The 24,719-nt window shown below is 69.1% G+C and carries 28 protein-coding genes; 2 read left to right on the top strand and 26 right to left on the bottom strand.

Annotated elements, in window-relative coordinates:
* Positions 1–5: 5 nt before the first annotated feature.
* From AC1DYU_RS17945 to AC1DYU_RS17845, 21 genes are all read right to left on the bottom strand, one after another.
* Positions 6–1,493, bottom strand: coding sequence for a sensor histidine kinase (locus tag AC1DYU_RS17945; RefSeq protein ID WP_476792909.1), 1,488 nt, complete (start codon positions 1,491–1,493; stop codon positions 6–8).
* A 49-nt stretch (positions 1,494–1,542) separates the two neighbouring features.
* Positions 1,543–2,226: a response regulator transcription factor gene (locus AC1DYU_RS17940; protein WP_054209395.1), complete on the bottom strand. Its 684-nt coding sequence runs from the start codon at positions 2,224–2,226 to the stop codon at positions 1,543–1,545.
* 172 nt (positions 2,227–2,398) lie between these two features.
* Positions 2,399–3,580, bottom strand: coding sequence for a Do family serine endopeptidase (locus AC1DYU_RS17935; protein WP_476792813.1), 1,182 nt, complete (start codon positions 3,578–3,580; stop codon positions 2,399–2,401).
* Positions 3,581–3,715: 135 nt separating this feature from the next.
* The gene (locus AC1DYU_RS17930) at positions 3,716–4,189 is read right to left on the bottom strand and encodes a cytochrome c-type biogenesis protein (RefSeq protein ID WP_476792812.1); all 474 of its coding nucleotides are present in this window, start codon (positions 4,187–4,189) and stop codon (positions 3,716–3,718) included.
* Between the two features lie 137 nt (positions 4,190–4,326).
* Positions 4,327–6,309 carry a heme lyase CcmF/NrfE family subunit gene (locus AC1DYU_RS17925; protein ID WP_476792811.1) on the bottom strand — a complete coding sequence of 661 codons (1,983 nt, stop codon included), beginning with the start codon at positions 6,307–6,309 and terminating at the stop codon, positions 4,327–4,329.
* Positions 6,310–6,316: 7 nt separating this feature from the next.
* Positions 6,317–6,781, bottom strand: a complete 465-nt coding sequence (gene ccmE, locus AC1DYU_RS17920) for a cytochrome c maturation protein CcmE (protein WP_476792908.1) — start codon at positions 6,779–6,781, stop codon at positions 6,317–6,319.
* Between the two features lie 41 nt (positions 6,782–6,822).
* Complete coding sequence (gene ccmI, locus AC1DYU_RS17915) at positions 6,823–7,923, bottom strand: c-type cytochrome biogenesis protein CcmI (RefSeq protein ID WP_476792810.1); 1,101 nt, start codon at positions 7,921–7,923, stop codon at positions 6,823–6,825.
* Between the two features lie 74 nt (positions 7,924–7,997).
* Positions 7,998–9,380 carry an ATP-binding protein gene (locus AC1DYU_RS17910; RefSeq protein ID WP_158485478.1) on the bottom strand — a complete coding sequence of 461 codons (1,383 nt, stop codon included), beginning with the start codon at positions 9,378–9,380 and terminating at the stop codon, positions 7,998–8,000.
* A gap of 9 nt (positions 9,381–9,389) precedes the next feature.
* Complete coding sequence (locus tag AC1DYU_RS17905) at positions 9,390–10,058, bottom strand: response regulator transcription factor (protein WP_158485479.1); 669 nt, start codon at positions 10,056–10,058, stop codon at positions 9,390–9,392.
* A 49-nt stretch (positions 10,059–10,107) separates the two neighbouring features.
* The gene (locus AC1DYU_RS17900; RefSeq protein ID WP_158485480.1) at positions 10,108–10,428 is read right to left on the bottom strand and encodes a hypothetical protein; all 321 of its coding nucleotides are present in this window, start codon (positions 10,426–10,428) and stop codon (positions 10,108–10,110) included.
* Between the two features lie 55 nt (positions 10,429–10,483).
* Positions 10,484–14,401, bottom strand: a complete 3,918-nt coding sequence (locus AC1DYU_RS17895) for a baseplate multidomain protein megatron (RefSeq protein WP_476792809.1) — start codon at positions 14,399–14,401, stop codon at positions 10,484–10,486.
* Positions 14,401–14,859 (bottom strand): C40 family peptidase, encoded by a 459-nt coding sequence (locus AC1DYU_RS17890; RefSeq protein WP_476792808.1) that lies wholly within the window; start codon positions 14,857–14,859, stop codon positions 14,401–14,403. Before AC1DYU_RS17890 ends, AC1DYU_RS17895 begins: the two co-directional genes overlap by 1 nt.
* Entirely contained in the window at positions 14,856–15,737 is an 882-nt protein-coding gene (locus AC1DYU_RS17885) for a DUF2163 domain-containing protein (protein WP_476792807.1), read from the bottom strand. Before AC1DYU_RS17885 ends, AC1DYU_RS17890 begins: the two co-directional genes overlap by 4 nt.
* Before the next feature lie 10 nt (positions 15,738–15,747).
* Complete coding sequence (locus tag AC1DYU_RS17880; RefSeq protein WP_476792806.1) at positions 15,748–16,389, bottom strand: phage distal tail protein, Rcc01695 family; 642 nt, start codon at positions 16,387–16,389, stop codon at positions 15,748–15,750.
* A 13-nt stretch (positions 16,390–16,402) separates the two neighbouring features.
* Positions 16,403–17,008 carry a phage tail tape measure protein gene (locus AC1DYU_RS17875; RefSeq protein WP_476792805.1) on the bottom strand — a complete coding sequence of 202 codons (606 nt, stop codon included), beginning with the start codon at positions 17,006–17,008 and terminating at the stop codon, positions 16,403–16,405.
* A 36-nt stretch (positions 17,009–17,044) separates the two neighbouring features.
* Positions 17,045–17,254 carry a phage tail assembly chaperone gene (locus tag AC1DYU_RS17870; RefSeq protein ID WP_476792907.1) on the bottom strand — a complete coding sequence of 70 codons (210 nt, stop codon included), beginning with the start codon at positions 17,252–17,254 and terminating at the stop codon, positions 17,045–17,047.
* Entirely contained in the window at positions 17,251–17,622 is a 372-nt protein-coding gene (locus AC1DYU_RS17865) for a gene transfer agent family protein (RefSeq protein ID WP_476792804.1), read from the bottom strand. The genes AC1DYU_RS17870 and AC1DYU_RS17865 overlap by 4 nt, the downstream gene beginning before the upstream one ends.
* A 10-nt stretch (positions 17,623–17,632) precedes the next feature.
* Positions 17,633–18,043, bottom strand: coding sequence for a phage major tail protein, TP901-1 family (locus AC1DYU_RS17860; protein WP_158485483.1), 411 nt, complete (start codon positions 18,041–18,043; stop codon positions 17,633–17,635).
* A gap of 48 nt (positions 18,044–18,091) precedes the next feature.
* The gene (locus tag AC1DYU_RS17855) at positions 18,092–18,502 is read right to left on the bottom strand and encodes a DUF3168 domain-containing protein (RefSeq protein WP_158485484.1); all 411 of its coding nucleotides are present in this window, start codon (positions 18,500–18,502) and stop codon (positions 18,092–18,094) included.
* Complete coding sequence (locus AC1DYU_RS17850; protein WP_476792803.1) at positions 18,499–18,843, bottom strand: phage head closure protein; 345 nt, start codon at positions 18,841–18,843, stop codon at positions 18,499–18,501. Before AC1DYU_RS17850 ends, AC1DYU_RS17855 begins: the two co-directional genes overlap by 4 nt.
* Positions 18,844–18,846: 3 nt before the next feature.
* A complete protein-coding gene (locus AC1DYU_RS17845) occupies positions 18,847–19,416 on the bottom strand; it encodes a head-tail connector protein (RefSeq protein WP_476792802.1) in 570 nt (189 codons plus the stop codon).
* A 71-nt stretch (positions 19,417–19,487) separates the two neighbouring features.
* Between AC1DYU_RS17845 and AC1DYU_RS17840 the strand changes: the two genes are divergently transcribed.
* Positions 19,488–20,267, top strand: coding sequence for a S1 family peptidase (locus tag AC1DYU_RS17840; protein ID WP_476792801.1), 780 nt, complete (start codon positions 19,488–19,490; stop codon positions 20,265–20,267).
* Positions 20,231–21,244, top strand: coding sequence for a S1 family peptidase (locus AC1DYU_RS17835; RefSeq protein WP_476792800.1), 1,014 nt, complete (start codon positions 20,231–20,233; stop codon positions 21,242–21,244). The genes AC1DYU_RS17840 and AC1DYU_RS17835 overlap by 37 nt, the downstream gene beginning before the upstream one ends.
* Before the next feature lie 9 nt (positions 21,245–21,253).
* Here the strand turns inward: AC1DYU_RS17835 and AC1DYU_RS17830 are convergent, their stop codons facing one another.
* Genes AC1DYU_RS17830 through AC1DYU_RS17810 form a run of 5 tightly spaced genes read right to left on the bottom strand, consistent with a single transcriptional unit; the run spans position 21,254 to position 24,645 of the window.
* A complete protein-coding gene (locus tag AC1DYU_RS17830) occupies positions 21,254–22,498 on the bottom strand; it encodes a phage major capsid protein (RefSeq protein ID WP_476792799.1) in 1,245 nt (414 codons plus the stop codon).
* A 29-nt stretch (positions 22,499–22,527) separates the two neighbouring features.
* Positions 22,528–23,073 (bottom strand): HK97 family phage prohead protease, encoded by a 546-nt coding sequence (locus AC1DYU_RS17825; protein WP_476792798.1) that lies wholly within the window; start codon positions 23,071–23,073, stop codon positions 22,528–22,530.
* Positions 23,070–23,267 (bottom strand): hypothetical protein, encoded by a 198-nt coding sequence (locus tag AC1DYU_RS17820; RefSeq protein ID WP_476792797.1) that lies wholly within the window; start codon positions 23,265–23,267, stop codon positions 23,070–23,072. Before AC1DYU_RS17820 ends, AC1DYU_RS17825 begins: the two co-directional genes overlap by 4 nt.
* Complete coding sequence (locus AC1DYU_RS17815) at positions 23,264–23,464, bottom strand: hypothetical protein (RefSeq protein WP_158485492.1); 201 nt, start codon at positions 23,462–23,464, stop codon at positions 23,264–23,266. Before AC1DYU_RS17815 ends, AC1DYU_RS17820 begins: the two co-directional genes overlap by 4 nt.
* Positions 23,461–24,645 (bottom strand): phage portal protein, encoded by a 1,185-nt coding sequence (locus AC1DYU_RS17810; RefSeq protein WP_476792796.1) that lies wholly within the window; start codon positions 24,643–24,645, stop codon positions 23,461–23,463. Before AC1DYU_RS17810 ends, AC1DYU_RS17815 begins: the two co-directional genes overlap by 4 nt.
* Positions 24,646–24,719: the final 74 nt, after the last annotated feature.

Here is a 24,719-nt window from a genome sequence, read left to right as displayed (position 1 = left end):
TCCCCTCAGAGGGATGGCAAGCCAGCAGGGTTTGCCGGTCCTGTCGAGGCGGGAAGCGGCGATGGTGAGGCTGCGTCCACAGGCTTGGTTTCGACAAGCCGGGGCTCGATCGCACCGGCGTCCCCTGCAGGCAGCGCGATGACGACGCGCAGGCCAGGCATATTGTCCTCCAGCCGCAACTGGCCGGCATGGAGCCTGACGACACCGGCCGCGAGGGACAGGCCCAGGCCGAAGCCCGGCTTGCTGCGGCTGGCATCGAGCCGCACGAAGCGGTCGAGGACACGGCCGCGATCCTGTTGCGGAATCCCGGGCCCATGGTCAGCGACCGAGAGCAGGACCTCGCCATCGGCCTGTTTCGCAGCGACCGTCACCAGCGCTTGTCCGCCCTCCGCCGGCTGGCCGTATTTCAGCGCATTGTCGATCAGGTTTGCCAGCGCCTGGCCGATGAGTTCGCGATTGCCCTGGACGCGCAGGCCGGGCGCGACCTCGGTGACCAGCGACAGCCCCGCCTCCTCGGCCAGCGGCTCGTAGAGTTCGGCCATGCCGGAGACGATCTCGGAGAGGTCGAGGACATCCATGCTGTCCTGGATGCGGCCGGTTTCGAGCCTTGCGATCATCAGCAGCGCGTTGAACACGCGGATCAAATTGTCGGCCTCGTCGATCGAGCCATCGAGCGCGGCGCGCAGCTCATCCGGCGTGGCTGCCGTGCGCAGCGCCTCCTCGGCGCGATTGCGCAGGCGCGTCAGCGGTGTCTTCAGGTCGTGGGCGATGTTGTCGGAGACCTGCTGCATCCCGGCCATCAGTTCGCCGATCCGGTCCAGCATCGCGTTGAGGTTCAGCGCCAGCCGATCGAGTTCGTCGCCGGTGCCGGAGATCGCAAGCCGGCCCTTGAGGTCGCCGTCCATGATCGACTGGGCCGTGCCGGTCATGTCGTCGATGCGCTTCAGAACGCGCCGCGCCACGAACCAGCTCGCCAGGCAGCCGAGCACGAAGACGAGCAGCAGCGACCAGGCCGCCGCACGACGGATCACGATGCCCAGCCGCTCGCGCTCCTCGACGTCACGGCCGACCAGCAGGCGGAATCCACCCGGCAGCATGAAGATGCGCACGATGGCCCGGCCCGGCTTGTCCAGCGTATCGCTGGAGCGGGCATATTCGATCTCCGTCTCGCCGGGGCGGTCGAGCGTGCCCGGCGGCAACACCTCGACATTGCCGGCGATGCGCTCGCCGACCGGGGTGGTGACGAGATAGAGCGAGGCGCCCGGCGCGCCCGAGCGGCGCTCGATGACATTGACGAGCCGCCTGATGCCACCGAGCCGCTGCTGCTCGGCCAGGCCCTGGATCTCTGCGTCGATGGTCGAACGGATCTGGTCGTCGAGCAGCCGCTTGGCGTTCCAGGCGACATAGCCTAGCAGCACGCCTGCGAAGAGCGCGAAGACGACAAGATAGACCGCCGTGAGCTTGAAGGCGGTCGTCCGGAACAGATTTGGCAGAAGGTGCTGCTTCTGCCGCGACGGGGTGACGGCGCCTCCGCTCGGGCGATCAGCGTGCGGTGTCACGGACCATGTATCCCGCGCCGCGGATGGTGTGGATCATCGGATGCTCGAAGCCCTTGTCGACCTTGGCGCGCAGGCGGCTGACATGCACGTCGATGACATTGGTCTGGGGGTCGAAATGATAGTCCCAGACGTTCTCCAGCAGCATGGTGCGCGTCACCACCTGACCGGCATGCTTCATCAGATATTCGAGCAGCCGGAATTCGCGCGGCTGCAGCAGGATCTCGGTCCCGCCGCGCGTGACGCGATGGGCCAGACGGTCGAGGTCGAGATCGCCGACGCGATAGGTCGTCGGCTCGGAGGCCGGCGCGCCACGGCGGCGGGCAAGCACCTCGACCCGGGCCAGCAGCTCTGAAAAGGCATAGGGCTTGGGCAGATAGTCGTCGCCACCGGCGCGCAGGCCCTTCACGCGGTCGTCGACCTGCGCCAGCGCAGATAGGATCAGGGCCGGCGTCGCATCCTTCTGCTCGCGCAGAGAGCGGATCAGCGAGAGCCCGTCGAGGCGCGGCAGCATCCGGTCTACCACGAGCACGTCGTAGCCGCCGCCCTCGGCCATCGCATAGCCCTCGAGCCCGTCGCCGGCATGGTCGGCGACATGGCCAGCCTCGCGGAAGGCCTTGGTCAGATAGGCCGCAGCCTCGGCATCATCTTCGACGATCAGGAGTCGCATGGCCTAACCCTAGCGTACAAAACGCAAAAACGGCAGGCCGGAGGATACGCATCCGGCCTGCCGCGGTGAAGGCTGGTCTCCCGGCGGGGGGCGACAGGCTGCCGGAAGAACACGAGCCTTGCCTGGAATGCCGCCGACCGTAGGGTCGGCAGCATGTTCATCGGACCCTGGCTCAGGCCGCCGGCTGCTTGCCGACCTCGAAGGAGAGGTCGCGCTCCTTGCCGTCGCGCCAGATGGTGATCTTCGCCTTGGTGCCGGGGGCGTATTTGGCGATCTTGCGCGAGAGGTCGCGCGCATCCTTGATCTGCTCGCCATCGACCGAGATGATCGTGTCGCCGCGCCGGATGCCGGCCCTGGCGGCAGGACCGTCCCGCTCGGCAGAGGCGACCAGCGCGCCGTGGGCGTCCTTTAGGCCGATCGCATCGGCGACCTCGCTGGTCACCGGCTGAATCGCCACACCGATGAAACCGCGCGCCACCGTGCCGTCCTTCTTGAGGGCCGCTACGACCTGCTCGACGGTCGCGGCGGGAACCGCGAAGGCGATGCCGACATTCCCGCCCGACGGCGAGTAGATCGCCGTGTTGACGCCGACGACTTCGCCCTTCTGGTTGAAGGTCGGGCCGCCCGAATTGCCGCGATTCACGGCCGCGTCGATCTGCAGGAAGTCGTCATAGGGACCCGAGCCGATGTCGCGGCCCTGCGCCGAGACGATGCCGGCCGTGACCGTGCCGCCGAGACCGAAGGGGTTGCCGACCGCCAGCACCCAGTCGCCGATGCGCGGCTTAGCCGTCGCGAGCTGGACGAAGGGGTAGTTGCCGCTCTCGTTGACCTTGAGCAGCGCGAGATCGGTGCGCGGATCGGTGCCGATGACCTTGGCGCTCAGCGTCTTGCCGTCATCGGTGACGAGTTGGACTTCGGCGGCCTTGTCGACGACGTGGTTGTTGGTCACGACATAGCCGTCCTGGCTGACGAAGAAGCCCGAGCCCTGGGCCATGCCCTGGCGAGGCTGCGGCCGGCCGGGATTGGCGCTGCGCGGCATCTGCTGCTCGAAGAAGCGGCGCAGCCCGGGCGGCAGATCGTCGAGGCTGCCCTGGCCGTCCGTCTCTTCGGCGCCGTCGATCTTCTGCTTGACGCGCACGGAGACGACGGCGGGTTTCACCTTCTCGACCATGTCTGCGAAGGAGGGGAGATTGGTCTGGACGCCCGAGAGCTGGATCGGCTGGGCGAAAGCGGGATGGTCGAACTTCAGCGCGCCGTCGGCGAGGCCGGCGGCAAGCCCGATGCCGAGCGTCGCCGCGCCGGCAAGCAGGGCGCTGCGCTTCAGGATGGAGCGTGAGTTGCTGGTGGTGGTCATGGGAAACCTCGAAAATCATCGGCAGGACCTTCCCTGCTCGTGACGAGGACCATGACGGGCGCAGCCTTACGCCGATTTCGCCCGAAGATGACGTTTTGGTAAGGTGACGAAGAGTTTCCGCGGGAGCCGGGCCGCTCAGGGAGCCTCGTCGTCCAGCAGCCGCGCGACCCGGCCGCGCTCATCCTCGGACAGGGGGGCCGCGCTGGCAGGCGCCGCCATCGCCCTGCCCCGGCGCCACAGGAAGCCGAGCGCGGCGAGCAGGATCAGGAAAGGCGCCGCCCAGAGCAGCGCGGTCCTGACATCGAAGGGCGGGCGCAGCAGGACAAAGTCGCCATAGCGCGCCACGACGAAATCGCGCACCGCCGTGTCGCTGTCGCCGGCGACCAGCCGCTCGCGCACGAGTACGCGCAGATCCTTGGCAAGCGGCGCGTCGGAATCGTCGATCGACTGGTTCTGGCAGACGAGGCAGCGCAGTTCCGAGGAGATCGCGCGCGCCCGTTGCTCCATCGCGGCGTCGGGCAGGATTTCGCCGGGCTGCACCGCGAGGGAGGCCGAGGTACACGACAGCAAAGCCAGCAGGAACAAGCGATGCCAACCCACGGCCCTCATCCTAAGGAGCGCCGCAGGCGCGTCTCGAAGGATGCTCCAGATGGTTCCGGAGCCTCCTGGAGCATCCTTCGAGACGCGCTCCTGCGGAGCGCTCCTCAGGATGAGGGCTGTGTATCTCGATAGGGCGGCCATCGCACTCACTCCGCCGGCTGTACGGCGGCGGGGGGCGGCATCGCCCGCTTCGGCGCCGCCAGGCGGAAGCGCCGGTCGGTCAATGACAGCGCGCCGCCGAAGGCCATGATGACGGCGCCGATCCAGATCAGCAGGATCAGCGGCTTGTCGTAGAGCCGCACCGCGATGGCGCCGTCGCCTTGCGGTTCGCCCAGCGCGACATAGGCCTGACTCAAGCCGTCGGTGTGGATGCCGGCCTCCGTCGTGGGCATGGCGCGGGCGGTGTAGACGCGCTTGCCGGCTTCGAGCGGACCGAGCTCCCGGTTTCCGGAAAAGATCTGGAAGCGCGCGACCTCGGCCCGGAAATTCGGCCCGCTGCGGGGCAGGATCGATTCCAGCACGATCGTGTAGCGGCCACTGGTCAGGCGCTCGCCCGGCTTCAGCACGCCGATCGCCTCCGTGCTCCAGGCAGCCGCCGCGATGCCGATGACGCTCAAGCCGACGCCGGCATGGGCGAAAGCGGCGCCCCAGGTCGAGCGGGGCAGGCCCTTGGCTCGCGACAGTATCGCCGGCCAGCCGCTCGCCCGCGCCACGATGCGCTCGCCGAGATCGAAGGCCGCCCCGGCCACGAGGAAGATGCCGAGCCCGATGCCGAGCGGCGCCAGCACCGGGCCGCCGCGTGTCAGGGCGATGGCGGCCAAGGCGACCACGATGGCGATGCCGAAGGCCATGGCGTTGCGTTGCGCCGCGCCGAGCAGGTCGCCGCGCTTCCAGGCGAGCGACTGGCCGAGCGGCAGCACCAGCAGCAGCGGCACCAGCACCGGCACGAAGGTGGCGTTGAAGAAGGGCGGGCCGACCGAGATCTTGTCGCCGGTCAGCATCTCCAGCACGAGCGGATAGAGCGTGCCGATGAAGACCGTCGCGCAGGCGGTCGCGATGAAGACGTTGTTGACGACGAGCGCGCCTTCCCGCGAGACCGGCGCGAACAGCCCGCCCTGCCGCAGCAGCGGCGCACGCCAGGCGAACAGCGCCAGCGAGCCGCCGACGAAAAAGATCAGGATGCCGAGGATGAACAGCCCGCGCGAGGGATCGCTGGCGAAGGAATGCACCGAGGTCAGCACACCGGAGCGGACGATGAAGGTGCCGAGCAGCGAGAGCGAGAAGGTCAGGATCGCGAGCAGGATCGTCCAGACCTTGAGCGCGTCGCGCTTCTCCATCACCACCGTCGAATGGATCAGCGCCGTGCCGGCGAGCCAGGGCATCAGCGAGGCGTTCTCGACCGGGTCCCAGAACCACCAACCGCCCCAGCCGAGTTCGTAATAGGCCCAGTAGGAGCCCATCGCGATGCCGAGCGTCAGGAAGACCCAGGCGAGCAGCGTCCAGGGCCGCACCGCGCGGGCCCAGACCGCGTCGATGCGGCCGTCGATCAGGGCTGCGACCGCGAAGGCATAAGTGATGGAGAAGCCGACATAGCCGACATAGAGCAGCGGCGGATGGATCGCGAGGCCGAGATCCTGGAGGATCGGGTTGAGATCCTGTCCCTCGGGCGGGGCCGGCAGCATCCGCCGGAACGGGTTCGAGGTCAGCAGGGTGAAGGCCAAGAAGGCGACGGTGACCATGCCCTGCGCGGCCAGCGTGCCGGCGCGCAGCCGGACCGGCAGGGAGCGCCGCGACAATGCGACCAGTGCCCCGAACAGCGTCAGGATCAGCACCCAGAGCAGCATCGAGCCCTCATGGTTGCCCCAGACGGAGGTGAATTTGTAGATCAGCGGCTGCGTCGAATGGGAGTTGGCGACGACGTTCTCGACCGAGAAATCGGAGCGCGCATAGGAGGCGACCAGCGCCCCGAAGGACAGCGCGACAAGCAGGAAGCAAGTGACCGCTGCGGCCGAGCCGACGCCGGCCAACGCCCTGTCATGGCGCGCGACGCCCCAAAGCGGCACCAGCGCCTGCACGACGGCAACGCCGAGCGCCAGCGCCAGCGCGAAATGGCCGATCTCGACGATCATGCGCGCCTCACGGCTTGGCCTGCGGCGTGGGGGCGCTGCTGCCTGGCTGCCAATGGCCCTGCTTCTTCAGCGTGTCGGCGACTTCGCGCGGCATATAGGTCTCGTCATGCTTGGCCAGGACGGAATCGGCGCGGAACTGGCCAGCTCCCTGGAACACGCCCTCCGTCACCACGCCCTGCCCCTCGCGGAAAAGGTCGGGCAGCAGCCCTTCATAGCTGACCTTGATCGCGGTGCGGCTGTCGGTGATCGAGAAGACGATGCGCTGGCCCGGTCCGCGCGTGACGGAGCCGGTCTCGACCAGCCCGCCGAGGCGCATCCGGGTCCCGGGCGCGACGCCCTTCTCGGCGATCTCGGACGGCCCATAGAAGAACACGATCGTGTCGCGCAGCGCGAACAGCACGAGCCCGGCCGCGAGGCAAAGCACGGCGCCCGCCGCGGCGATCAGCACGAACCGCCGCTGCTTGCGCGTCAGCCGTCGTTTCGGGGCCATGGTGCGGGGCTGCTCGGCTGCCGTCATGGCGCGGTCTCCTTCAGCGAGAGCTCGCCCGCAAGCGCATCGAGCTCCGCCAGCGCCGCCGTATCCGTGAGGCGCTCCCGCGCCGTGGCGAGAGCGCTCAGGGCGGCAGTCCTGTCGCCGAGGACGGTCTGCGAGCGGATCAGCCGCGTCCATTCAGGCAGGGTACCACCACCGGCCTTCAGGCGCTCGGCCAATCCGTCGACCATGGCGCGGATCGCAGCCTGCTGATCGACCGGGGCCAGTGACGTGATCGCTCTGCCGGCGGTCTCCGCTTCCAGCCGCTCGAGGCGCTGGCGCACGGTAGCACTCCAGGGCGCATCGGCATCGGCCATGCCGAGCAGTTCACGCAGAGCCGTGATCGCAGCGGGAGCATCGCCATCCTGCTCCTTGCCGATGGCGAGGAAGAAACGGGCGCGAGCGTTTGCCGGATCGAGCCTGACGGCTTCGGCGAAGCTCTCGCGGGCCGAGGCCGTGACGACGCCCCCAGCGGCCAGCGTGCGGGCTTCGCCGAGCCCGGCCAGCGCCTCGGAATTCACCTCGCCATGGCGGATCGCAGCCGCAAAGGCGCTCGCCGCATCGTCATAGCGGCCCTGGCGCAGATAGACCGGCGCGATCACCGACCAGCCCTTGGCGTCCGACGGATTATTGGCGAGATGGGTCTCGATCCGCGATAGCGACAGCGCGAAATCCTGGCGCGACGGATCGGCCTGCAGACGCGCCGACAGGGGCTGGTCCGGGTTTCCCGGCGAGCCATAGGCGCCATAGACCAGCAGGGCCAGAAGCGGCACGCAGGACAGGGCCAGCGCAGAACTCGCGCGGCGGCGGCGCAGCGAGGATTCGGTCTCGCCTGTCGGGCCCGCGTCCTCGCCGGAGGCGCGCAGCAGGCGGCGTGCGGCCTCAGTGCGCGCGGCTTCGGCCTCGGCTGGCCCGATCAGCCGGCGCGCCAGATCGCGATCGATCTCGCCGAGCTGGGCCCGGTAGAGGCTCGTCGCATCGGCCACGTCAGCGAGCGCCGCCACGCGGCCATGGCTGAGCGGCCAGAGCAGGGCGAAGATCGCCGCCCCCGTCATGACCGCGAAGATGATCCAGATCAGCATGGGAAGGTCTTAGCCAAAGACGGGCCCAGCTTCATGTCCGAAGATGGCGACAAAGGGTCACGCGGGCGCACGGCTCAGACCGAGGGCAGCGCGAGGCGCGCCCGCAGGCCGCCGAGCGGCGAACGCTGCAGCGAGAGCTCGCCGCCATAGAGCTTGGCGAGATCAACCACGATCGACAAGCCGAGGCCGGAACCCGGTATCGCCTCGTCGAGCCGCCGGCCACGCTTCAGCACATCGGCCAGCGCCTCGTCCGGCAGGCCGGGGCCGTCATCGTCGATCAGCAGGACGATCCGGCCGGGTTCGCCATCCTGCTGATCGTCCAGCGAGACCTCGACCGTCGCCTCGGCCCATTTGAAGGCGTTGTCGAGCAGGTTGCCCAGCATCTCCTCGAAATCCTGCTTCTCGCCGCGGAACCGGGCACGCGGCGGGACGCTGTGACTGCCAGCGATGCCCCTGCCCTGCGAGATCTTGGTGAAGGTCCGGATCAGCGCATCGAGCGAGGGCGCAACCTCGGTCACGCCGCCGAGCGCGCCCGAGAGCGCGGCGGCACGGGCGCGGTCGAGATAATACTGGACCTGATCGCGCATGATCGCGGCCTGGCTCTTCACCGTCTGGGGCAACTGGCCCTCGCCGCCATCGGCCTCGGCCTCGTTCAGCATCACGCTGAGCGGCGTCTTGAGGGCGTGGGCGAGATTGCCAACCTGGGTGCGGGCACGGTCGAGGATCTCGTGATTGGCGTCGATGAGCTGGTTGAGTTCGCCGGCGAGCGGCGCAAGATCGGGCGGATACTGCCCGACGATGCGCGGCGTCTCGCCAGTGCGCACCATACCAACGGCGGCACCCAGGCGCACGAGCGGGCGCAGGCCGAACCGGACCTGGGCGATGGTGGAGGCGACCAGTGCCAATCCCAGAAGGACGAAGGTCATGGTCAGCGCCAGGCGGAAGTCGCGGATATCGGCGTCGATCTCGTCGGAGGGCGCGGCGACGGCGACCGTAAAGCGGCCATCCTCGCCGACATCGATCTCGCGTTCGAGTATGCGCAGCGAGCGGTCGTCGGGCCCGGAGATGTAGCTTTCGCGCAGGCCGCGCGCATTGGGCGCGATCGGCTGGTCGAGCAGCTTGGGCAGTTGGCCGCCGACGAGGGAGCGCGAGGCGCGGATGCTCGGCCGCTCGGCGTCGAGCCGGATGATCTGCCAGTACCAGCCCGACAGCGGCAGGTCGAAGCGCGGCTCGCCGAGATCACCGATCGCCTGCCGCTCGGTCTCGGGCGGCGCGGCGAGATCGGCGATCAGCTCCTTGATGTAGACGCTCAGGCGCTCGTCGAAGCCGCGCTCGGCCGAGCGGCGATAGAACGTCGTCAGGCCGAATCCGGCCAGGAGCAGCACCAGGGCGCAACAGATCGCCGCCGAGATGAAAAGCCGCGCGCCGAGCGAATAGCGATGCGACCTGAACGGCATCTCCTGTGATCAGACCTTCTCGGGCGCGGCTGCGATATAGCCCAGGCCGCGCACGGTCTCGATCACCTCGACGCCGAGCTTCTTGCGCAGGCGGCCGACGAAGACTTCGATCGTATTGGAATCGCGGTCGAAATCCTGGTCGTAGAGATGCTCGACCAGCTCCGTGCGCGAGACGACGCGGCCCTGATGGTGCATCAGATAGGCCAGCAGCCGGTATTCATGCGAGGTCAGCTTGACCGGATTGCCGTCGACGACGACGCGGCTCGCCCGCGTGTCGAGCCTGACGGGTCCGCAGACCAGCTCGGAGGTCGCATGGCCGGCGGCGCGGCGCAGCAGGGCCCGGACGCGCGCCAGCAGTTCCTCGACATGGAACGGCTTGGTGACATAGTCGTCGGCACCTGCATCGAAGCCCGCGACCTTGTCGCTCCAGCGGTCGCGCGCGGTCAGGATCAGCACGGGCATGAGCTTGCCGGCGCGGCGCCAGCCCTGCAGCACGGAGACGCCATCGACCTTGGGGAGGCCGAGATCGAGGATCACAGCGTCATAGGGCTCGGTCTCGCCGAGATACAGCCCCTCCTCGCCATCGAAAGCCTTGTCGACGGCGTAGCCGGCATTCTCAAGCGCGGTGACAATCTGGCGGTTGAGGTCCTTGTCGTCCTCGACGACGAGCAGTCTCACGGCGGGTCAGCTCCTGTTGGCGATAGGGTCGGCGGCGCGGGGTCAGGAATCAGCGAATGGTCGCGACCTTGCCGGATTGTCCTTCCAGCGTCACGCGGGCAACGCGCCCGTCGCGCTTCAACGTCGTGACCACATAGACATAGTCCTCGCCCTGCCGGCACAGCCTGATCCGCACGACCTCGCCCGGCGCTGCGTGGCGGGCATGGAGCGAGGCCTGGGCCGGCTGCATGACGCGGCCCTCGGCGACGGCATCACGCATCTCGTCGGCAGACAGGCAGGAAATCGGCTCCGGGCTGTCGATCCGGACGATCGGCAGCGGCGTCGCCATCAGGGCAAGGGCAAGGACAGGTTCGACGGGCATCATCGACATGGGCTAATCCCGCACGCGTGAACGCGCCATGAATGCTGGGAAATCCCAGCCTATGTCAGCGCACGGCTACGCGTCCACGCCATTCATGTCCTCGCCCGGCCACAACACTGAGTTGTGCGATCACAATCTCGATCTCGGCCTGCATCTCGCCGAAATCGGCGAGTTCGAGGGCCGCCGGATAGGACCAGACAGGCGCGTTGGTCCTCATCCGTCGCAATTGCGTGTCGCCGTCCCAGATCGCGATCTCGTAGAGTTCGGCCTCCTCCCCGAGCGGCACCTCGGCCAGCTCCCAGGAATCGCCATCGATGCGCGTGCGCCGGATCCAGCCGATCGCGATCGCGTCGTCCGTCCGCCGTGCACGCGGATGCACCGGCGCCAGCGGCAGCAGGGCCGCGACGCTGGCAGCGGTCGTGAGTTCGGCCATCGACGGGTCGCCGACATCGCGCTGGACCGGGCCGATGCGGTACTGCCGCTCCTGCCCGAGATCAGCGAGGTCGTCGGTGAGGGTCACGGCCGCGCCGTCCAGAACCACGATGCGCGAACCGATTGGGAGGCTGCGAGCGGCCGCAGCCTCCGAGCCGGCGATGCCGCGCACCAACCCCGAAAGCCGGAAGCGCTGCGGCCCGATCAGTTCGACGGTCGCGGCCGTGACGATCTCGACCTCGCCCGCCCCATCGAGAATCGCCAGCGCATTGGCTCCCGCCAGCGCTGCTTCCGGCGACACGGAATGCAGGACGCCACCGCGCAAACGGACATCGAGCACGGTATGGGCATCGCTGCGCCAGAGCGGCCCCGGCGGCAGCAAGGTCAGGGTCTCACCGACGATGGAGGGCGCCTCGATCAGTCGCAACAGCTCGAACTGACCCGCACCGTTGGCCTGCCAAATCGCCAGCGCGCCCGGCCAGGGCGAAGCAAAGGCTGCCAGCGACAGAAGTGGCGGCGGTTGCGTCCGCACGATCGGCAGCGCGAGCGGTATGACCGCCGGGCGACCAGGCAGCGCCGGCGCGGTTTTGGGCGGGCGGGGCAGGCTGGGCACGCCGCTGCTGCGATAGATGGCGGGCTCGACGGCCCGCGCGCTGGCCTTGCGGCTCGGGCCGTCGCTGATCCGCGTCAGGCGGAAGAGGCGCTCATGCCCATCGACGGGAACGGCGACGATATCGCCCGGTTCGAGATCCAGGCAGCGCGGCGAGAGTTCGATCTCCAGCGTCTCGCGGCCGGCCCATTCCTCCTGCAGGCGCTGGTCGGCGAGGCGCTGGCCCTCGGCCGGCCGGGTGACGATCGCCGTCTCGACGCCGACCTCGCGACGGGCGGCACCCGCCAGGCGGCGCGAGCGGGCCGCGCTGGTGCGATAATCGTCCTCGCCATCGCTGAAGGCGAGGCGCAGTTCGAGCGGCAACTCCGTCTCCTGCGCGCGGCGCAGGTCATAGGGGCGGCCATCGCCATCGAGCACGAGATCGTCCTCGTCGACCCGTCTTGCGATGGTGCCGGCCCGGCCATGGAGGCGCAGCCGCCCAGCGCTCATCGTCGCATCGAAACCGAACGCCTGACCGAGCGGCTCAAGCGCCTGCCGCGCCGACATCGGCCGATCCAGCACATAGCCGTCGAGGAAGCCGTCGACGGCGATCTCATCGGCGGCCGGCAATCCGAAATCGGCCAGGAGCCGGCGCAGGAGGCGGTCGACGGGCGTGCCCTCGATGCGTCCGTTGAGCCAGTGGCCGGTGTCATAGCTCGCGCCATCAGCCCAGACCGCGCCGAGATCGGGGAAGGCCGGGAACGGCCGGGCGTCATAGCTCCAGACGAAGATGTTGGCCGGATCGATCATCCGGATTCCGGTGACCGGATGCACCGGGTTGCGCGCCGCCACAAAGCCCTCGCGCGCTGGATCGAAGCCGGAGATGATCGCCTCGAGCCCGCGCGCCTGGACGAGATCGTCACGGGCACCGCTGGAGAAATGCGGATAGCCGCTCTCGGCCGATTTCGCGTCGGGGAAGACATTGGGCGCATTGGCGCCCTTGTCGACCGCGGGAATGCCGATCTCGGTCAGCCAGATCGGCTTGGCCCCCGGCACGAAAGCGGTCGCGGTAGTCTCCGCGCCGCCGACGCGTTCGACATGCGGATTGCTCCACCAGCCGACGAGATCCTTCTGGCGGAAGACCCAGGGCTTGCCATGGGCGCCATCCGTAATCGGCAGGCGCGTCTGGGCGAGGCGCCCCGTGGCGTCTGCGTAATACCAGTCATAGGTCTCGCCGGAGTTCAGGCGGGCGCGGAGATAGGCCAGATCGCTTGGCCCGCTCGCGATGGCGGTATCGGCGTGGTCGCTGGTATCGCGCCAGTCCGACAGCGGCGGATAGAAGTCGATGCCGATCGCGCCGATCGCCGCCGAGGCCCAGAGCGGATCGAGCGGAAAGCTCACATCCAGCCCGCCATTGCGGACATGGGCGCCGTATTCGGTCCAGTCGGCGGCATAGGTCAGCGTGGCGGATGGCAGCAGCGTCGCGACCTCGCCGGCGAGACCGACGAGCCCGTCCACCATCGGATAGCCTGCCGTGCCGCGCACCCGCGTCAGGCCGAGCAGTTCCGAACCGAGCACGAAGCCGTGCACGCCGCCGGCCGCCTGGGCGAGGATGGCATAGTGCATGATGAAGCGGCTGTAGCTCCATTCATCAGGGCTGGTGCAGGCAATCTGCTCGCCCTCGGCCGACATATCGGCGGCGGAAACGGTGCCGAGGAAGGACCCGACCTGCGTGTCGGCGTCCGCCATGCCATCGACGCTGCCCGGACTGCCCGGCGCCGGGGTGCAGGTGATGCGTCCGCGCCAGGGATAATGCGGCTGGCCGGCGGCGCCGGTCACTGGATTGGGCAGCGCATTGCCGGCCGGGATGTCCATCATCACGAAGGGATAGAGCACGACCTCCAGGCCGTAATCGTCGCGCAGCCGCCGGATCAGCCTGATCACGCTGGCATCCGACGGGGTGCCGCCAAAGGCCGGCTTACCGCCGACCTCGCTGACGACGCGTGCCGTGGCGCGGTTCAGCCCCGCGACGGACCATTCCGCGCCGGCGGTCGGCTTGTGCGCGATCTCGACGCGCGGCGAGAGAGTGCAGGCGTCGGCGCGGAGATCGTCGCCGAACCAGGACACGACGAGCGAGACCCGCCGCAGGTTCGGACAGAGCGCCATGAGATGGCCGAGTGCGGTATCAACGTCGGAGCCGCCATAGAGCTGGTGGCGGCTCAAGCTCTCGCTCACGCCGGGCTCCGGCTCGTGGCTGACCGCGCGCATCTCGTAAACGAACTCGCTCGCGCCGGGGATCAGCGTCACGGCGCGGATCATGCCGCCGAGCCCCTCGACGGCGCGCACGACCTCGAAGGCGAATTGCGGCACGCGATTGCCGTAGTCGCCGAGCGGGAACCGCTCGAACACGACATAGGCGAGGCCGCGATAGGCTGGGGCGGTGCCGGCCTCCTTGGCGGCAATGAGCGGGTCGGGCTCCTGCCCCTCATGTCCGTCATGGACGCGCATGTTGACGGTGGTGACGTCGAGCTCCCTGCCATCGACCCAGATGCGGCGGATGAAGGCGATGCGGCCTTCGCACAGGCCGATCGCGAGATTGGCGTAGTAACTGTAGGTGGTCTCGACGGTCTTCTGCTTCGGGCTGCCCTTGCCGCCGCTCTTGGTCCGCGTCACCGAGACCTTGATCTCCTCCTCGAAGCGCGTTGCCCAGATCAGCTGCCCGCCGATGCGGGCGCGACCATAGACCCGCGGGATCGCCGCGCCCTCGCTCGACGCCAACCCGTCGACCTGCGTGAGGCGCGGCCCCTCGACCCTGCGCGTCCCGCCAGAGCCTCCGAGCAGCGACTGGTCGATCCGCGCGCCGGCGATACCGCCGATGGCCTGACCGATGACGGCGCCGATCGGGCCGCCCAGCGCCGTGCCGAGCGCGCTGCCGGCGACCTGCAGAAGAAGCGTGGCCATCAGTCGCTCACTCCGGGAAAGGAAAAGGCGTGGCTCAGGTGCCTCCACCACCACGCAGAGAACGCCACCTCGCTGACCTGCGCGCCGTCATGGGCATGCACGATGCGGTCGGGCGCGCTCAGGATGGCGCAGTGCTTGGCCGGCAGATGCGCGCGCCAGCGGAACAGCAACACGTCGCCCGGCTGCTCTGCGCCGCGTGCCACGGGCTCGAGATGGCGCAGCGCCGCCGCCGCCAGCGTCTCGGCGCCAAGACCTTCCGGCCCGAGACTTTCCGCCCAGCTCTGCGAATAGGGCGGCGGCGTTTCCGGCTCGTCCCCGTAGAGATCGCGCCAGACGCCGCGCACCAGCCCGAGGCAGTCGCAGCCAACGCCGCGCAGCGAGGCCTGATGATGATAGGGCGTGCCGAGCCAGAGCCGGGCGGCCTCGACGATGTCGGCCCGCGAAACGGGAACGTTCATCGAAACAGGCTCCCGCCGTCGAGCGCGCCGTCGCCCGGCCTGACGCCACCGATGATGAAGTCGTTGCCGGGGATATGCGGGAAGCCGCGGAAGTTGATTCCATTGCCGAATTTGGACTGGCAGGTGGCGAAGCTCTTGTCGCAGCCGGGCGAGACGGTGAAGGCATCACCAGGCGCGATCGGCGCGGGCGGCGCCTGCCAGAGCTGGAGCGCGACGAGGCCGCCGGCAGCGCCATGGCGCTTCACCTCGGTCGAGAAGCCGACATTGCCACCGCCGGTGAAGACGAGGCGCCCGCCAGTGAAATGCCCGTCGGCGAAAGCAGCCAGCGCAGGCGCCGTCAGCCCGAGGCGGCCATCGCTCGTCGCCACGCTGGCTGCGACCGCCGCAAGGGCTACGCCGCAGCGCGCGTCGCCGAGATCGGCCGCGCAGGAGCGCATGTAGAGCCGACCGCGCTCCTCGTCGAAGGCCTTGGCCAGCCCCCTCACCTCGGCGGTGAAGCCGAGATCGCCGCGCCTGACCTCGCCGACGAATCCTGTTTCGAGCGGGATGCGCTGGGCGATGTCGGCCCAGTTCACCAGCCAGATCGCGATGCGGGCGTCGTCGTAGAGCCCGCGCGCCAGATCGGCCTCGTTCAGGCCCACCGCCGCGAAGGCGCCCGAGACCTCGCCGCCACCGATGGCGAAGCCGAGCTCGGCCGTCGTCTCGGCCGCCTCGAGCCCGGTCGTCGCCGCAAACGTGATGCCGTCGAAGGACAGAGGCCCGTCATGATCGGTGAAGCCGAGCACGGCGCCGTCGCGGCGGGTCAGGCTCCAGCAACGGCAAAGCGTGGTCGCGCGTTCATCGAGATGGGCCGCGAGTGCGGATGGGATGTCGTGCATGGGAAAGACCTCACGGCATGATCTCGACGATCGGGATTCGGGGGATTTCGCCGGCCTCGAAGGCCGACAGATCGACCTCGATCGCGTCGATGTCGAAGCGCACCGGCACGTCGAACAGGAAGCCCGCGGTAACCACGGCGCCCGGCCCCGGCAGGTGCCCTGCGGCAAAGGTGACGAGCCCGGTCGTGGCGTCGCAGGCGACATGCGCCGGGTCGGTGACGGCGACGCCATCGACCGCGACGAGCACCTCGCCCGGCAAGGGCTTGGTGATCGGCCGGCGATAGGTCGCGATGCCGGTGCCGTAATGCTTGCAGAGCTGGAAGGACGCCGTGACGCCGTTGCCGGTGCCGATCGCCTGATCGGTCGCAGCAGGCGCCTGAGAGGGCGGGCCGCTCTTCCAGTCGAGCCGATCGCGCCAGCGGAAGCCGTAGAGACGGCCGCGCCGCTCCTCGAAGAAGGCGACCACTGCAGCCAGCGCATCGAGCGTGCGGATGCCGACGCCGGCATCGTAGCGTCGGCGCGAATGGGCCCAGCGGCTGTTGCGGACCTCGCGGCCCGACGCCAGCGTGACGATCTGCGTCAGGCGTTCCGGCCCGCCCCGCGCACCGCGCGCGACGTCGGTCGGAAAGCGGATCTCGTGGAAATCGGTCATCGCCCTCAGCCCCTCACAGCGCGCGGCTGCCGCGCGCCACGGCACGCGCGATCGCCGCCGAGACCTGTGCCTCGGAGCGGCGGAAGCTGTCGGCATCAGGCGTCGAGACCTGGACGACCACGCTGAGCGCCCGGCGCTCTTGCTGCCCCGAGGCGCGCACGCCGAGCCGGCCATCGGCGCCGCGTGACAGCGGCAGGATCGCCTCCGCGCCGCGCTCGCCCATCAGGCCGAGCCCTCGGCCGAGCGGGAAATAGGCGGGTGAAGCGATGACGCCGCCCTCGGCGAAAGGCATCACTGGCGCGCCGCCGCCGCCACCGAACCCGAAGCCGCCCAGGCCGCCGCTGAACAGCCCTGTCAGACTCTTCAGCCCTGTTCCGAGCAGGCTGGACAGCCCGGCCTGCAGGGGCTTGAGCGCCGATTTGAGCAGCGTCTCGGTGATCGAGCGGCCCACGCTGCGCAGCACATCCTCGAAGCGCTTGCCCTCGATGATGCCCTTGGCGAAGGCATTGGTGATCGATTTGCCGAAGCTCTCGGCCGATTTGCTCAGGCTTTGCGTCAGCGAGCCGAGCGCCCGCATGTCGGAGAGGCGAGAGGACAGGACGATGTCGTCGTCGGGCATGGCGGACCTCGCAATCAGAGAACGGGAAGGCCGGAATCAGGCGTCGGGATGGGCCGTCATCAGCGACTGGAGCGCTTCACGAGGCGGCGCGGCGGCCAGGTCAACGAGTTGGTGGGCCCGCAGCGCGGCGCCGATCTCGCGCGGCGTCGCGGCCCAGAAGGTCTCGGGCGGCCAGCCGAGCCGGCCGAGCCCGAAGGCCATGACCTCGCGCCAGGGAAAGGGCGTCGGTGCCGCCGGCGGGCTCAGGCCACCGGCGGCTGCGAAGGGCGGTTTGCGGCTCCGGCTTCCGCAGCCGGCGTCTCGGTCTGGTCGCTGAAGGTCGCGTCGAGCAGCGCGATCGCCGCCCTGATCGCGCCGTTCAGGCCGCCATCGAAGGCGAGCGCTGCGACCTGGTCTTCGCTGACGCTGCCGCCGGCGCCACGCAGACCCGCCGCGAGGATGCGGGTCACGTCGCGGGCCGAGAGCCTCCCGCCGGCGAAGCGCTCGCCCAACGCAGGCAGGCTGTCGACGCTGAAGGCGTGCTCGAGTTCGGCAAGCGCGCCCAGCGTCAGGCGCATCGGCAGCGGCTCGCCATCGACCATGAGAGCGCTTTCGCCCCGGTAACGGTTGATCATGACCGGCACCTCAAAGCGCTGTGAAGGCGAGCTGGCCGGCCGATTCGAGCGAAAGATCGAAGGTGACCTCGCCGGCATGGTCGCCGCGATATTCCAGGCTCGAGAGCTGGAACGCGCCGGTGACGGTGCCGAAATCCGGCACGATCACCTGCCAGTTGCGGATCGCGCCATCGAAGAAGATCTGGCGCACCAGCGCGTCCGAGGCCTCGTCCTTGAAGATGCCGGCGCCGCTGATCGCCGCGCGCCGCATGCCCGCGCCGGCCAGCAATTCGCGCCAGCGCCCAGCCGATTCGGAATGCGTCACATCGACCGTTTCCGCGTTGAACGCGATCTGGCGGGCGCGAAGGCCTGCGACCGTGACGAAGGCTCCTTCCGCATCCGCCGCCTTGAGCAGCAGGTCCTTGCCTTTTTGTGCCGACATCCGGCCTCTCCCTGTCCAGTGGTGATGAAGGTCCAGTGCTGCCGAAAATCAGAACGTCTCGGTCACGGCGCGGAAGCGGATCGCGACGAAGGCGAGCCCGGTCGCGGCGTCGCGCGCCAGCCGGCTCGATTGCCAGCGCAGGTTGATCAAGGCATGCCCGGCCGGCGTCAGCGGCGTGTCGTTGAGCGCTGCGACGACAAGCGCCGCCGCTTCGAGTGCCTGCCGTGACGAGCTGCTTTCGCCGGCCCAGACGGTAAGGCCGAGCTCCTGCTCGCAGCCGCTGTCGCTGCCGGTCGACCAGTCGCGCGCGTCGACATCGCCGTGGACGACATAAACGCCGCGCGCGGCGCGCGGGGCCTCGTCATGGATGCGGCCCGCCCCGATCAAGGCCGTGAGGCCAGCATCGGATTGCAGCCGCGACTGGATTGCGGCGCGCAGGGCCAGGATCGCGTCGCTCATGGCGTGATCTCCAGCACCAGGCAGACCAGGCGGCGCCGGCTGCCATCGGGATCGGCGACGGCGCGGATGTCGAAGATGCGGTCGCCGTCGCGCAGGCGCTGGCCTGCATCGACGCCCGCGCGCCAGCGCATCGTGACGCGATGGGTCGCGGCCTGTTCGGACCTGCCGCGACGCCAGTGCTCGCCGCCGGACAGGAATTCGACCTGCGCCCACAGCGCGGCGACCGTCTCAAAAGCTTGCGTCCCCCCGCCGAGTCCATCAGGCGTCGCCGCCGCCGACTCCAGCACGAGCCGGCGCCGCAGCGCGCCGACCGGGGCGCCATCCCCTCGCGATTCCGCCATGGCTCAGAGCCTCGCGCGGCGGAACGGCGCGATCAGCGCCATGATCTCGGGCGGCAGCGCCTCTGCGTCGCGGCCGACGACATCGCCGCGCCGCTCGAACCAGCGCGCGGCCAGCCGCAGCACCGCTTGGCGCAGCAGGGCCGGCACGGCGGCGGCCGTCGCGCCGAACCCGGCGACGAGGTCGATCTCGATCGCGCCCCGCGCCCGGCCGATCTCGGGCACCTCGGCCACGATCCGCACGAGCGGCGGATCGGCGGCGGTGTCGAGTTGCAACGCTCCAGGGGCGACCGCCTGCGCCGCGCCGAGCACGTCATAGACCCGCGCGGCGGTGATCGCGCTGACGGGCGAGAGCGGCAGCCGGATCTCGCCGCTGTCGGGCCAACGGTCGATGACGATGCGCCAGGCCTGGTTGACCAGGCAGCGGCCGGACGCCGCCTCCACCATCAGCCGGGCGGCGGTGATCAGCGTGCCCAGCAATTCGTCCTCCGCAGTCTGGTCGAGGCGCAGGAACATCCTGGCCTCTGGGAGCGAAACCGGCTCCTGCGCCGGCGGGGTCAGGGCAAGCGGCGTCATGGTCGCTCCGATTCAGGGTTCAATTCCGAGGGGCGACGCGGTATCCAGCGCTCCCCTCAGGAGGAGCGCCGATGCGCGTCGGACAACTGATCGCCTTGGCCGGCTTGGCTTGCGGGCTCGCCTTGGCCGCGAGCCCCGCCAGTTCCGTCGTCGGCGGCCGCGAGGGCGGGCCTGCTGCCGGCTCGACGCTGATGGTTCTCAATGCGCGCGGTGGCGTCTGCACCGGCATCGTCCTGTCGGCGCGGGCGATCCTGACCGCAGCGCATTGTGCCGCCGGCGGCACGGATCTGCGCATCCACTGGAAGGATGGCGGCGGCGAGCCGGTGCTGATCGCTCCAGCCTCCGTCGCGCTCCATCCCGAATTCAGGGCCAATGCCGTCGAGGCGCGGCAGCGCTCGGTCGATCTCGCGCTGATCCGGCTTGGCGAAGCGCTGCCGTCGCGCTTCACGCCGGCCAGCCTCGTCGATGGCGCGCAGCCGCGCGCCGAAGCGCCGATCATCATGGCAGGCTACGGCGTGTCGCGCGAAGGCGAGGCCCGCACGACGGGTGTCTATCGCTCCGCCGGGCTGTCCGTGGTCGAGCCCTATGGTCCCGGCAAAGTCCTGCTCTGGGCGGCCGATCCCGCGGGCGCCGGCAAGCGGCCCGGCCCCGGCGCCTGCCAGGGCGATTCCGGCGGGCCGATGATCGGCGCCGATGGCGGCGTCGTCGCCGTCACGAGCTGGTCGACGGGCCCTGCGGGCAAGAGCTGCGGCCTGTTGAGCCAAGGCGTTCTGGTCGCCCCGCAACGCAACTGGATCGACGGCACGCTTGCGAAATGGTCAGAGCGGGCGTCCTGGACCAACAGTCGCTGACGGAAAGGCTGGACTGCGTCGCCGCAGCCCATAGATTGGCGGAAATGAGTCTCTTCGAGCACTTCATAAGATCCGGTCCTGTTTGCGTGCTCGTCAGCCTTTGCGCAGCCCCAGCTCCCGCTTTGGCCGTTGTCGGGGGCATCGCGTCCAGCGCGATCGATGGCCCCCGCGCGTGGACGGTGATGGTTGAGACCAGTCGGGGCGAGATTTGCTCGGGAGCAGTGATCGCTCCAGAATTGATCCTGACTGCCGCTCATTGTCTGATGAACGGTGGGGCAGTCAGCGTTGTCAGCCTCAGTTCGGATTTCCGCGGGCGTCGACAGGCTGCGATTGCGGTTCTGCCTCACCCAAGCTTCGTGCCGGGAACGACTCCGCGCACGCAACCGGGCATAGACCTCGCGCTTCTAAGACTTGCCAACCCGTTGCCTGCAGATATGAAATCGCTTCCTATTGGGCCCAGCCTGACTCGTGGACAAACCGTCACGCTATCCGGTTTCGGTCTATCAAGTGAGAACGACAAGCGTACCGCGAAACGACTGCGCGAGGTCGCGCTTGCCAATAGCGGAAGCTACACAACCGAAAACACCGTCGAAGTGGCCGTAGACTCGAAGCGACTGGGAGAGAAGCCCGGTGCAGGCGCCTGCCGCGGGGACTCAGGTGGGCCTGTTATGCGCCAGACAGAGGCGAGGCGTGCGATCAACCCTTGGGAAGGCTATAAGGCCGCGCGCCATATTCCATTCGACGATGCCTATGCATCCACAGACCTCGTCGGAATTGTGAGTTGGTCAAGCGGCCCGCTAACTTCCCATGCCAGTCGGGTCTGCGGCGGCTTCACCGCCATCACATCGCTTGAAACGCACCAGAGCTGGATCATGAATGCCAGTTATCAACTATTGTCGATCGGAGGCGAATGGCGGCGGAACGATGCTGTTCCGCCGCTCACAAATCCGCCTCGTCGCTGGTGGTTCTCGCGCTGAAGTCTGGCTTCAGGCCGCGAATTTCAGACCCTTGATCGCAGCGAAGTCCTGCACGCCGCCGCCGACGCGCTTGGTCGTGTAGAACAGCACATAGGGCTTGGCGGAATAGGGATCGCGCAGGATGCGCACGCCCGCCCGGTCGACCACCAGATAACCGCGCCGGAAATCGCCGAAGGCGAGCGCCACCGCATTGTTGGCGATGTTGGGCATGTCCTCCGCCTCGACCAGCGGGAAGCCGAGCAGCGTCGCCGGCGCCCCGACCGAGGACGGCGGCTGCCAGAGATACTGGCCGGTCGTGTCCTTGAACTTGCGGACGGTGGCCTGCGTCTTGCGGTTCATCACGAAGGACGCGTTCTGGCGATAGCCGGCCTTCAGCGCATAGACGAGATCGACCAAGATGTCGGAGGGGTTCGCGGCCGCGAAATTGCCAGCGACGCCGGTGTTGAGCACGCCGATATTGCCCCAGCTCCAGCTTGTCTCCGCCACCGTCGGATAGGCCAGGAAGCCCTTGGGCTTGTCGACGCCGTCACCGATGACGAAGGCCGCCCCCTCCTGCTCGGCGAAGGCGCTCTCGACCTCCTCGGCGATCCACTGGTCGATATTGACGATGGCGTCGTCGAGCAGGGTCTGGGTCGCCGCCGGCATGGCGTAGAGCTCCATCGCCGGGAAGGAGAGCTCGGCCAGCGTCGGCGTGCCGGTCTGCGGACGTGCGGCGGCTTCCGCGACCCATCCCGAGGCCGGCCCGGTGGTCGAGAACGCCTTCTTGTAGGTGCCCGAGGAGATCGTCCGCACCGTCGCAATCGAGCGGATGGGCGAAACGCTGGCCAGCCGCCGCAGGATTTCGCTCTCGACCGTCGAGGGCGCGAGATAGCCGCCATCGGGGCCGGAGCCGGCCGAGAGCGCCTTGCCCTCCAGCCGCTTCAGCCCTCCGGCCTCGCCGCTGCGGATATAGGACGCGAAGGCGGCCTTGTGCTCGCCGACCAGCGGATCGCGTGGCTCGTCGCGGCCAAGCGCCGGGCGGCTGCGGTCGAGCGTCAGGCGGTCGATGCGGCGCATCGCGTCGTCAAGCGCGGTATCCATCCGCGCCATCTTCTCCTCGGTCAGCGGATCGACGCCGCTGCGGGTCTCGATCTCAGCCAGGCGCTCGTCATTGCTGACGCGATAGCTCTCCAGCGTGTAGCGCAGATCGTCGAAGGCCAGCGACAGATCGGCGCCGGCCGCCTTGCTCTCGGGAGCGTGGTTGGCAGTGGTCATGGTCTCTCCTCGGGTGGATCGGTTGGGAGTCAGGCGAAGGCGGCGTGCACGAAGGACGCTTGTGCGAAGGCCGGGGCGCCGCGCAGCGCCTTGACAGCGGAGACGCGCGCCTGCGGCAGCATCGGGAAGGTGACGATCGAGATCTCCCAGAGGTCGATCCGCTCCAGCCGGCGCAGGCCGCTGCGCGGCTCGGTTCGGGCCTTCTCTGAGCGGAAGCCGATCGAGAGGCCGTCGATCGCGCCCTCCCGCATCAGCGCGTGGATCTCGCGGGCGCGGGCAACGGCAAGCGAGAGCCGGCCCCGCACGAACAGCCCGCGCGAATCCTCGGTGAGTGCGGTCCAGCGGCCGATCGGCTCGGCCGGATCATGCTGCCAGAGCAGCTTGACACCCGTCGACCCGCGCCTGGTCAGGCTGTCGCGGAAGGCGCCGCGTTCGACGATGTCCTTGCCGAGATCGGCGATGCCGAACAGGCTGGCATAGCCCTCGAACAGTCCGTCGGGCCTGATCCGCGCCGGCGGCAGCGCCAGGAACTTGGCTTCGCGTGCAAAGGGGCCGGTCGAGAAGGCGGTCCTCATCGGCCGCCCTCCCCGTTGCGTTGATGCCCAGCCTCGCCGAGGCGGCCGGGCCCACCTTCCAGCCGGGCCAGGTTGCGCACGAAGCGGCCGAAGGTCTCGGCGTTCGCAGGCCCGCGTGCCGGCTTTTGCGGCTGCATCCGCCCCGAACCGGAGGAGGGCGGCGGCGACGGCTTCTTCTCGCCGGAACGTGTCATGGCTGGTCCCCCTCATGGCGGGCGTTGAAGCGGTTGAGTTCGCGCACGAACTCGTCAAAGCGCCGGTTGGCGGCGGAGAGTTCGCGCAGGACGAACCAGGCGGCGGCGGAGGCCGTCGCGGCCCAGAGCAGGAGGCCGAGATGGCCGACATCGGCGCGCCCGACGAAGGCGGTGACGATCTGTTCGAGCAGGTTCATGGGGCTCCTCCTCCACCTGTCGGCGCCCGGCCGTAGCCGACCGCCTCGCGCTTCTCGTCCTCGCTGAGGAAGGTCGCAGCCGAGAGCCTGCGCCAGAGCGACTCGCGCTCCTCGGCCAGGGCCTCGATCGCATCGAGATCGGGTTCGAGCGTCAGCTCGTCGCCGAAGGCCGGACCGAGCCATTGGGCCAGCGATTGCGCCGTGCGCCGGACCAAGGGGATCGTGGTCTGGCGCCAAAAGGCGCGGTTGGCCTCGGCGAAATTGGCGTGGGTGTTGTCGCCGGGCAGGCCCAACAGCAGCGGCGGCACGCCGAAGGCGAGCGCAATCTCGCGCGCCGCGACGCCCTTGGCCGCGACGAAGTCGAGTTCGGCCGGGGTCAGCGAGAGCGGCTTCCAGTCGAGCCCGCCTTCGAGCAGGAGCGGCCGGCCGGCATTGCGCGCGCCCTGGAAGCTTTCCTCCAGCTCTGCCTTGAGCCGTTCGAACTGGGCGTCACTCAGGCTCGCCCCGTCCGGCCCGTCATAGACCAGCGCGCCGGAGGGCCTTGCCGCATTGTCGAGCAGCGCCTTGTGCCAGTTGCTGGCGGCGTTGTGGATGTCGAGCGAACAGGCCGCCGCCTCGATCGGCGAGAGGCCGTAATGATCGTCGACCGGATGAAACAGGGTGAGATGCAGGATCGGCGGCACGCCGCCCTCGTCCTGCCGGAAGCGCATGGTCTCGCCACCGACCGTGTAGTCGTAGGCCTCCGGCCAGCCGTCCCGGCCGGGCACGATCCGCATCCGGTCGGGCCGCAGCGCGTAGAGTTCACGCGGCTCGCGACCGGCGCTCGCCGCCTCCACATAGGCGTTGCCGGCGACCAGCAAATGGCCGAACAGCATCTCGCGGAAGGCGATGCCGCCCTGGCGCGGATTGGGCCGGTCGATTAATGCGAGCGCCGGATGCTCCGGCATTTCGCGCAGCCCCACCTTGGCGATCAGCGGCGTCTGCGCCGCGGCTTCCGCGATCAGCCGGACGCAGCGATGCACGACCGGGTTGCGCTCATAGCCCTCGCGGGCGAGCGCCGCATAATCGCGCGGCGTCCAGACAGGGCGCCCGGCCTCGTGCAGCGCGATCAGCGGCCCGACGCGCGAGCGTTTGCGTTCCGGCGCGGCGATGCCGCGCAGGTTGCGTAGGAAATTGAGCATGAAGGTCTCGCTGTTGATGCTTGTGGTGCGGCGTCATGGTCGGGCTTGACCCGACCATCTCGGAAACCAGTGTC

The sequence above is a fragment of the Allobosea sp. P2_B12 genome, assembly GCF_056404835.1.
This window is presented reverse-complemented; position numbering and strand designations above follow the sequence as displayed.

Bases quoted from the DNA above. Each gene is read 5' to 3' on its own strand.
- ccmI (WP_476792810.1), bottom strand. From the start codon at position 7,923: ATGCTGATCTGGATCATCTTCGCGGTCATGACGGGGGCGGCGATCTTC.
- AC1DYU_RS17890 (WP_476792808.1), bottom strand. From the start codon at position 14,859: ATGAACGTTCCCGTTTCGCGGGCCGACATCGTCGAGGCCGCCCGGCTC.
- AC1DYU_RS17825 (WP_476792798.1), bottom strand. From the start codon at position 23,073: ATGAGGACCGCCTTCTCGACCGGCCCCTTTGCACGCGAAGCCAAGTTC.
- AC1DYU_RS17840 (WP_476792801.1), top strand. From the start codon at position 19,488: ATGCGCGTCGGACAACTGATCGCCTTGGCCGGCTTGGCTTGCGGGCTC.
- AC1DYU_RS17875 (WP_476792805.1), bottom strand. From the start codon at position 17,008: ATGCCCGACGACGACATCGTCCTGTCCTCTCGCCTCTCCGACATGCGG.
- AC1DYU_RS17895 (WP_476792809.1), bottom strand. From the start codon at position 14,401: ATGGCCACGCTTCTTCTGCAGGTCGCCGGCAGCGCGCTCGGCACGGCG.
- AC1DYU_RS17845 (WP_476792802.1), bottom strand. From the start codon at position 19,416: ATGACGCCGCTTGCCCTGACCCCGCCGGCGCAGGAGCCGGTTTCGCTC.
- AC1DYU_RS17910 (WP_158485478.1), bottom strand. From the start codon at position 9,380: ATGCCGTTCAGGTCGCATCGCTATTCGCTCGGCGCGCGGCTTTTCATC.
- AC1DYU_RS17940 (WP_054209395.1), bottom strand. From the start codon at position 2,226: ATGCGACTCCTGATCGTCGAAGATGATGCCGAGGCTGCGGCCTATCTG.
- AC1DYU_RS17935 (WP_476792813.1), bottom strand. From the start codon at position 3,580: ATGACCACCACCAGCAACTCACGCTCCATCCTGAAGCGCAGCGCCCTG.
- AC1DYU_RS17930 (WP_476792812.1), bottom strand. From the start codon at position 4,189: ATGAGGGCCGTGGGTTGGCATCGCTTGTTCCTGCTGGCTTTGCTGTCG.
- AC1DYU_RS17860 (WP_158485483.1), bottom strand. From the start codon at position 18,043: ATGTCGGCACAAAAAGGCAAGGACCTGCTGCTCAAGGCGGCGGATGCG.
- AC1DYU_RS17810 (WP_476792796.1), bottom strand. From the start codon at position 24,645: ATGCTCAATTTCCTACGCAACCTGCGCGGCATCGCCGCGCCGGAACGC.
- AC1DYU_RS17835 (WP_476792800.1), top strand. From the start codon at position 20,231: ATGGTCAGAGCGGGCGTCCTGGACCAACAGTCGCTGACGGAAAGGCTG.
- AC1DYU_RS17855 (WP_158485484.1), bottom strand. From the start codon at position 18,502: ATGAGCGACGCGATCCTGGCCCTGCGCGCCGCAATCCAGTCGCGGCTG.
- AC1DYU_RS17830 (WP_476792799.1), bottom strand. From the start codon at position 22,498: ATGACCACTGCCAACCACGCTCCCGAGAGCAAGGCGGCCGGCGCCGAT.
- AC1DYU_RS17820 (WP_476792797.1), bottom strand. From the start codon at position 23,267: ATGACACGTTCCGGCGAGAAGAAGCCGTCGCCGCCGCCCTCCTCCGGT.
- AC1DYU_RS17880 (WP_476792806.1), bottom strand. From the start codon at position 16,389: ATGACCGATTTCCACGAGATCCGCTTTCCGACCGACGTCGCGCGCGGT.
- AC1DYU_RS17900 (WP_158485480.1), bottom strand. From the start codon at position 10,428: ATGTCGATGATGCCCGTCGAACCTGTCCTTGCCCTTGCCCTGATGGCG.
- AC1DYU_RS17850 (WP_476792803.1), bottom strand. From the start codon at position 18,843: ATGGCGGAATCGCGAGGGGATGGCGCCCCGGTCGGCGCGCTGCGGCGC.
- AC1DYU_RS17815 (WP_158485492.1), bottom strand. From the start codon at position 23,464: ATGAACCTGCTCGAACAGATCGTCACCGCCTTCGTCGGGCGCGCCGAT.
- AC1DYU_RS17925 (WP_476792811.1), bottom strand. From the start codon at position 6,309: ATGATCGTCGAGATCGGCCATTTCGCGCTGGCGCTGGCGCTCGGCGTT.
- AC1DYU_RS17885 (WP_476792807.1), bottom strand. From the start codon at position 15,737: ATGCACGACATCCCATCCGCACTCGCGGCCCATCTCGATGAACGCGCG.
- AC1DYU_RS17865 (WP_476792804.1), bottom strand. From the start codon at position 17,622: ATGATCAACCGTTACCGGGGCGAAAGCGCTCTCATGGTCGATGGCGAG.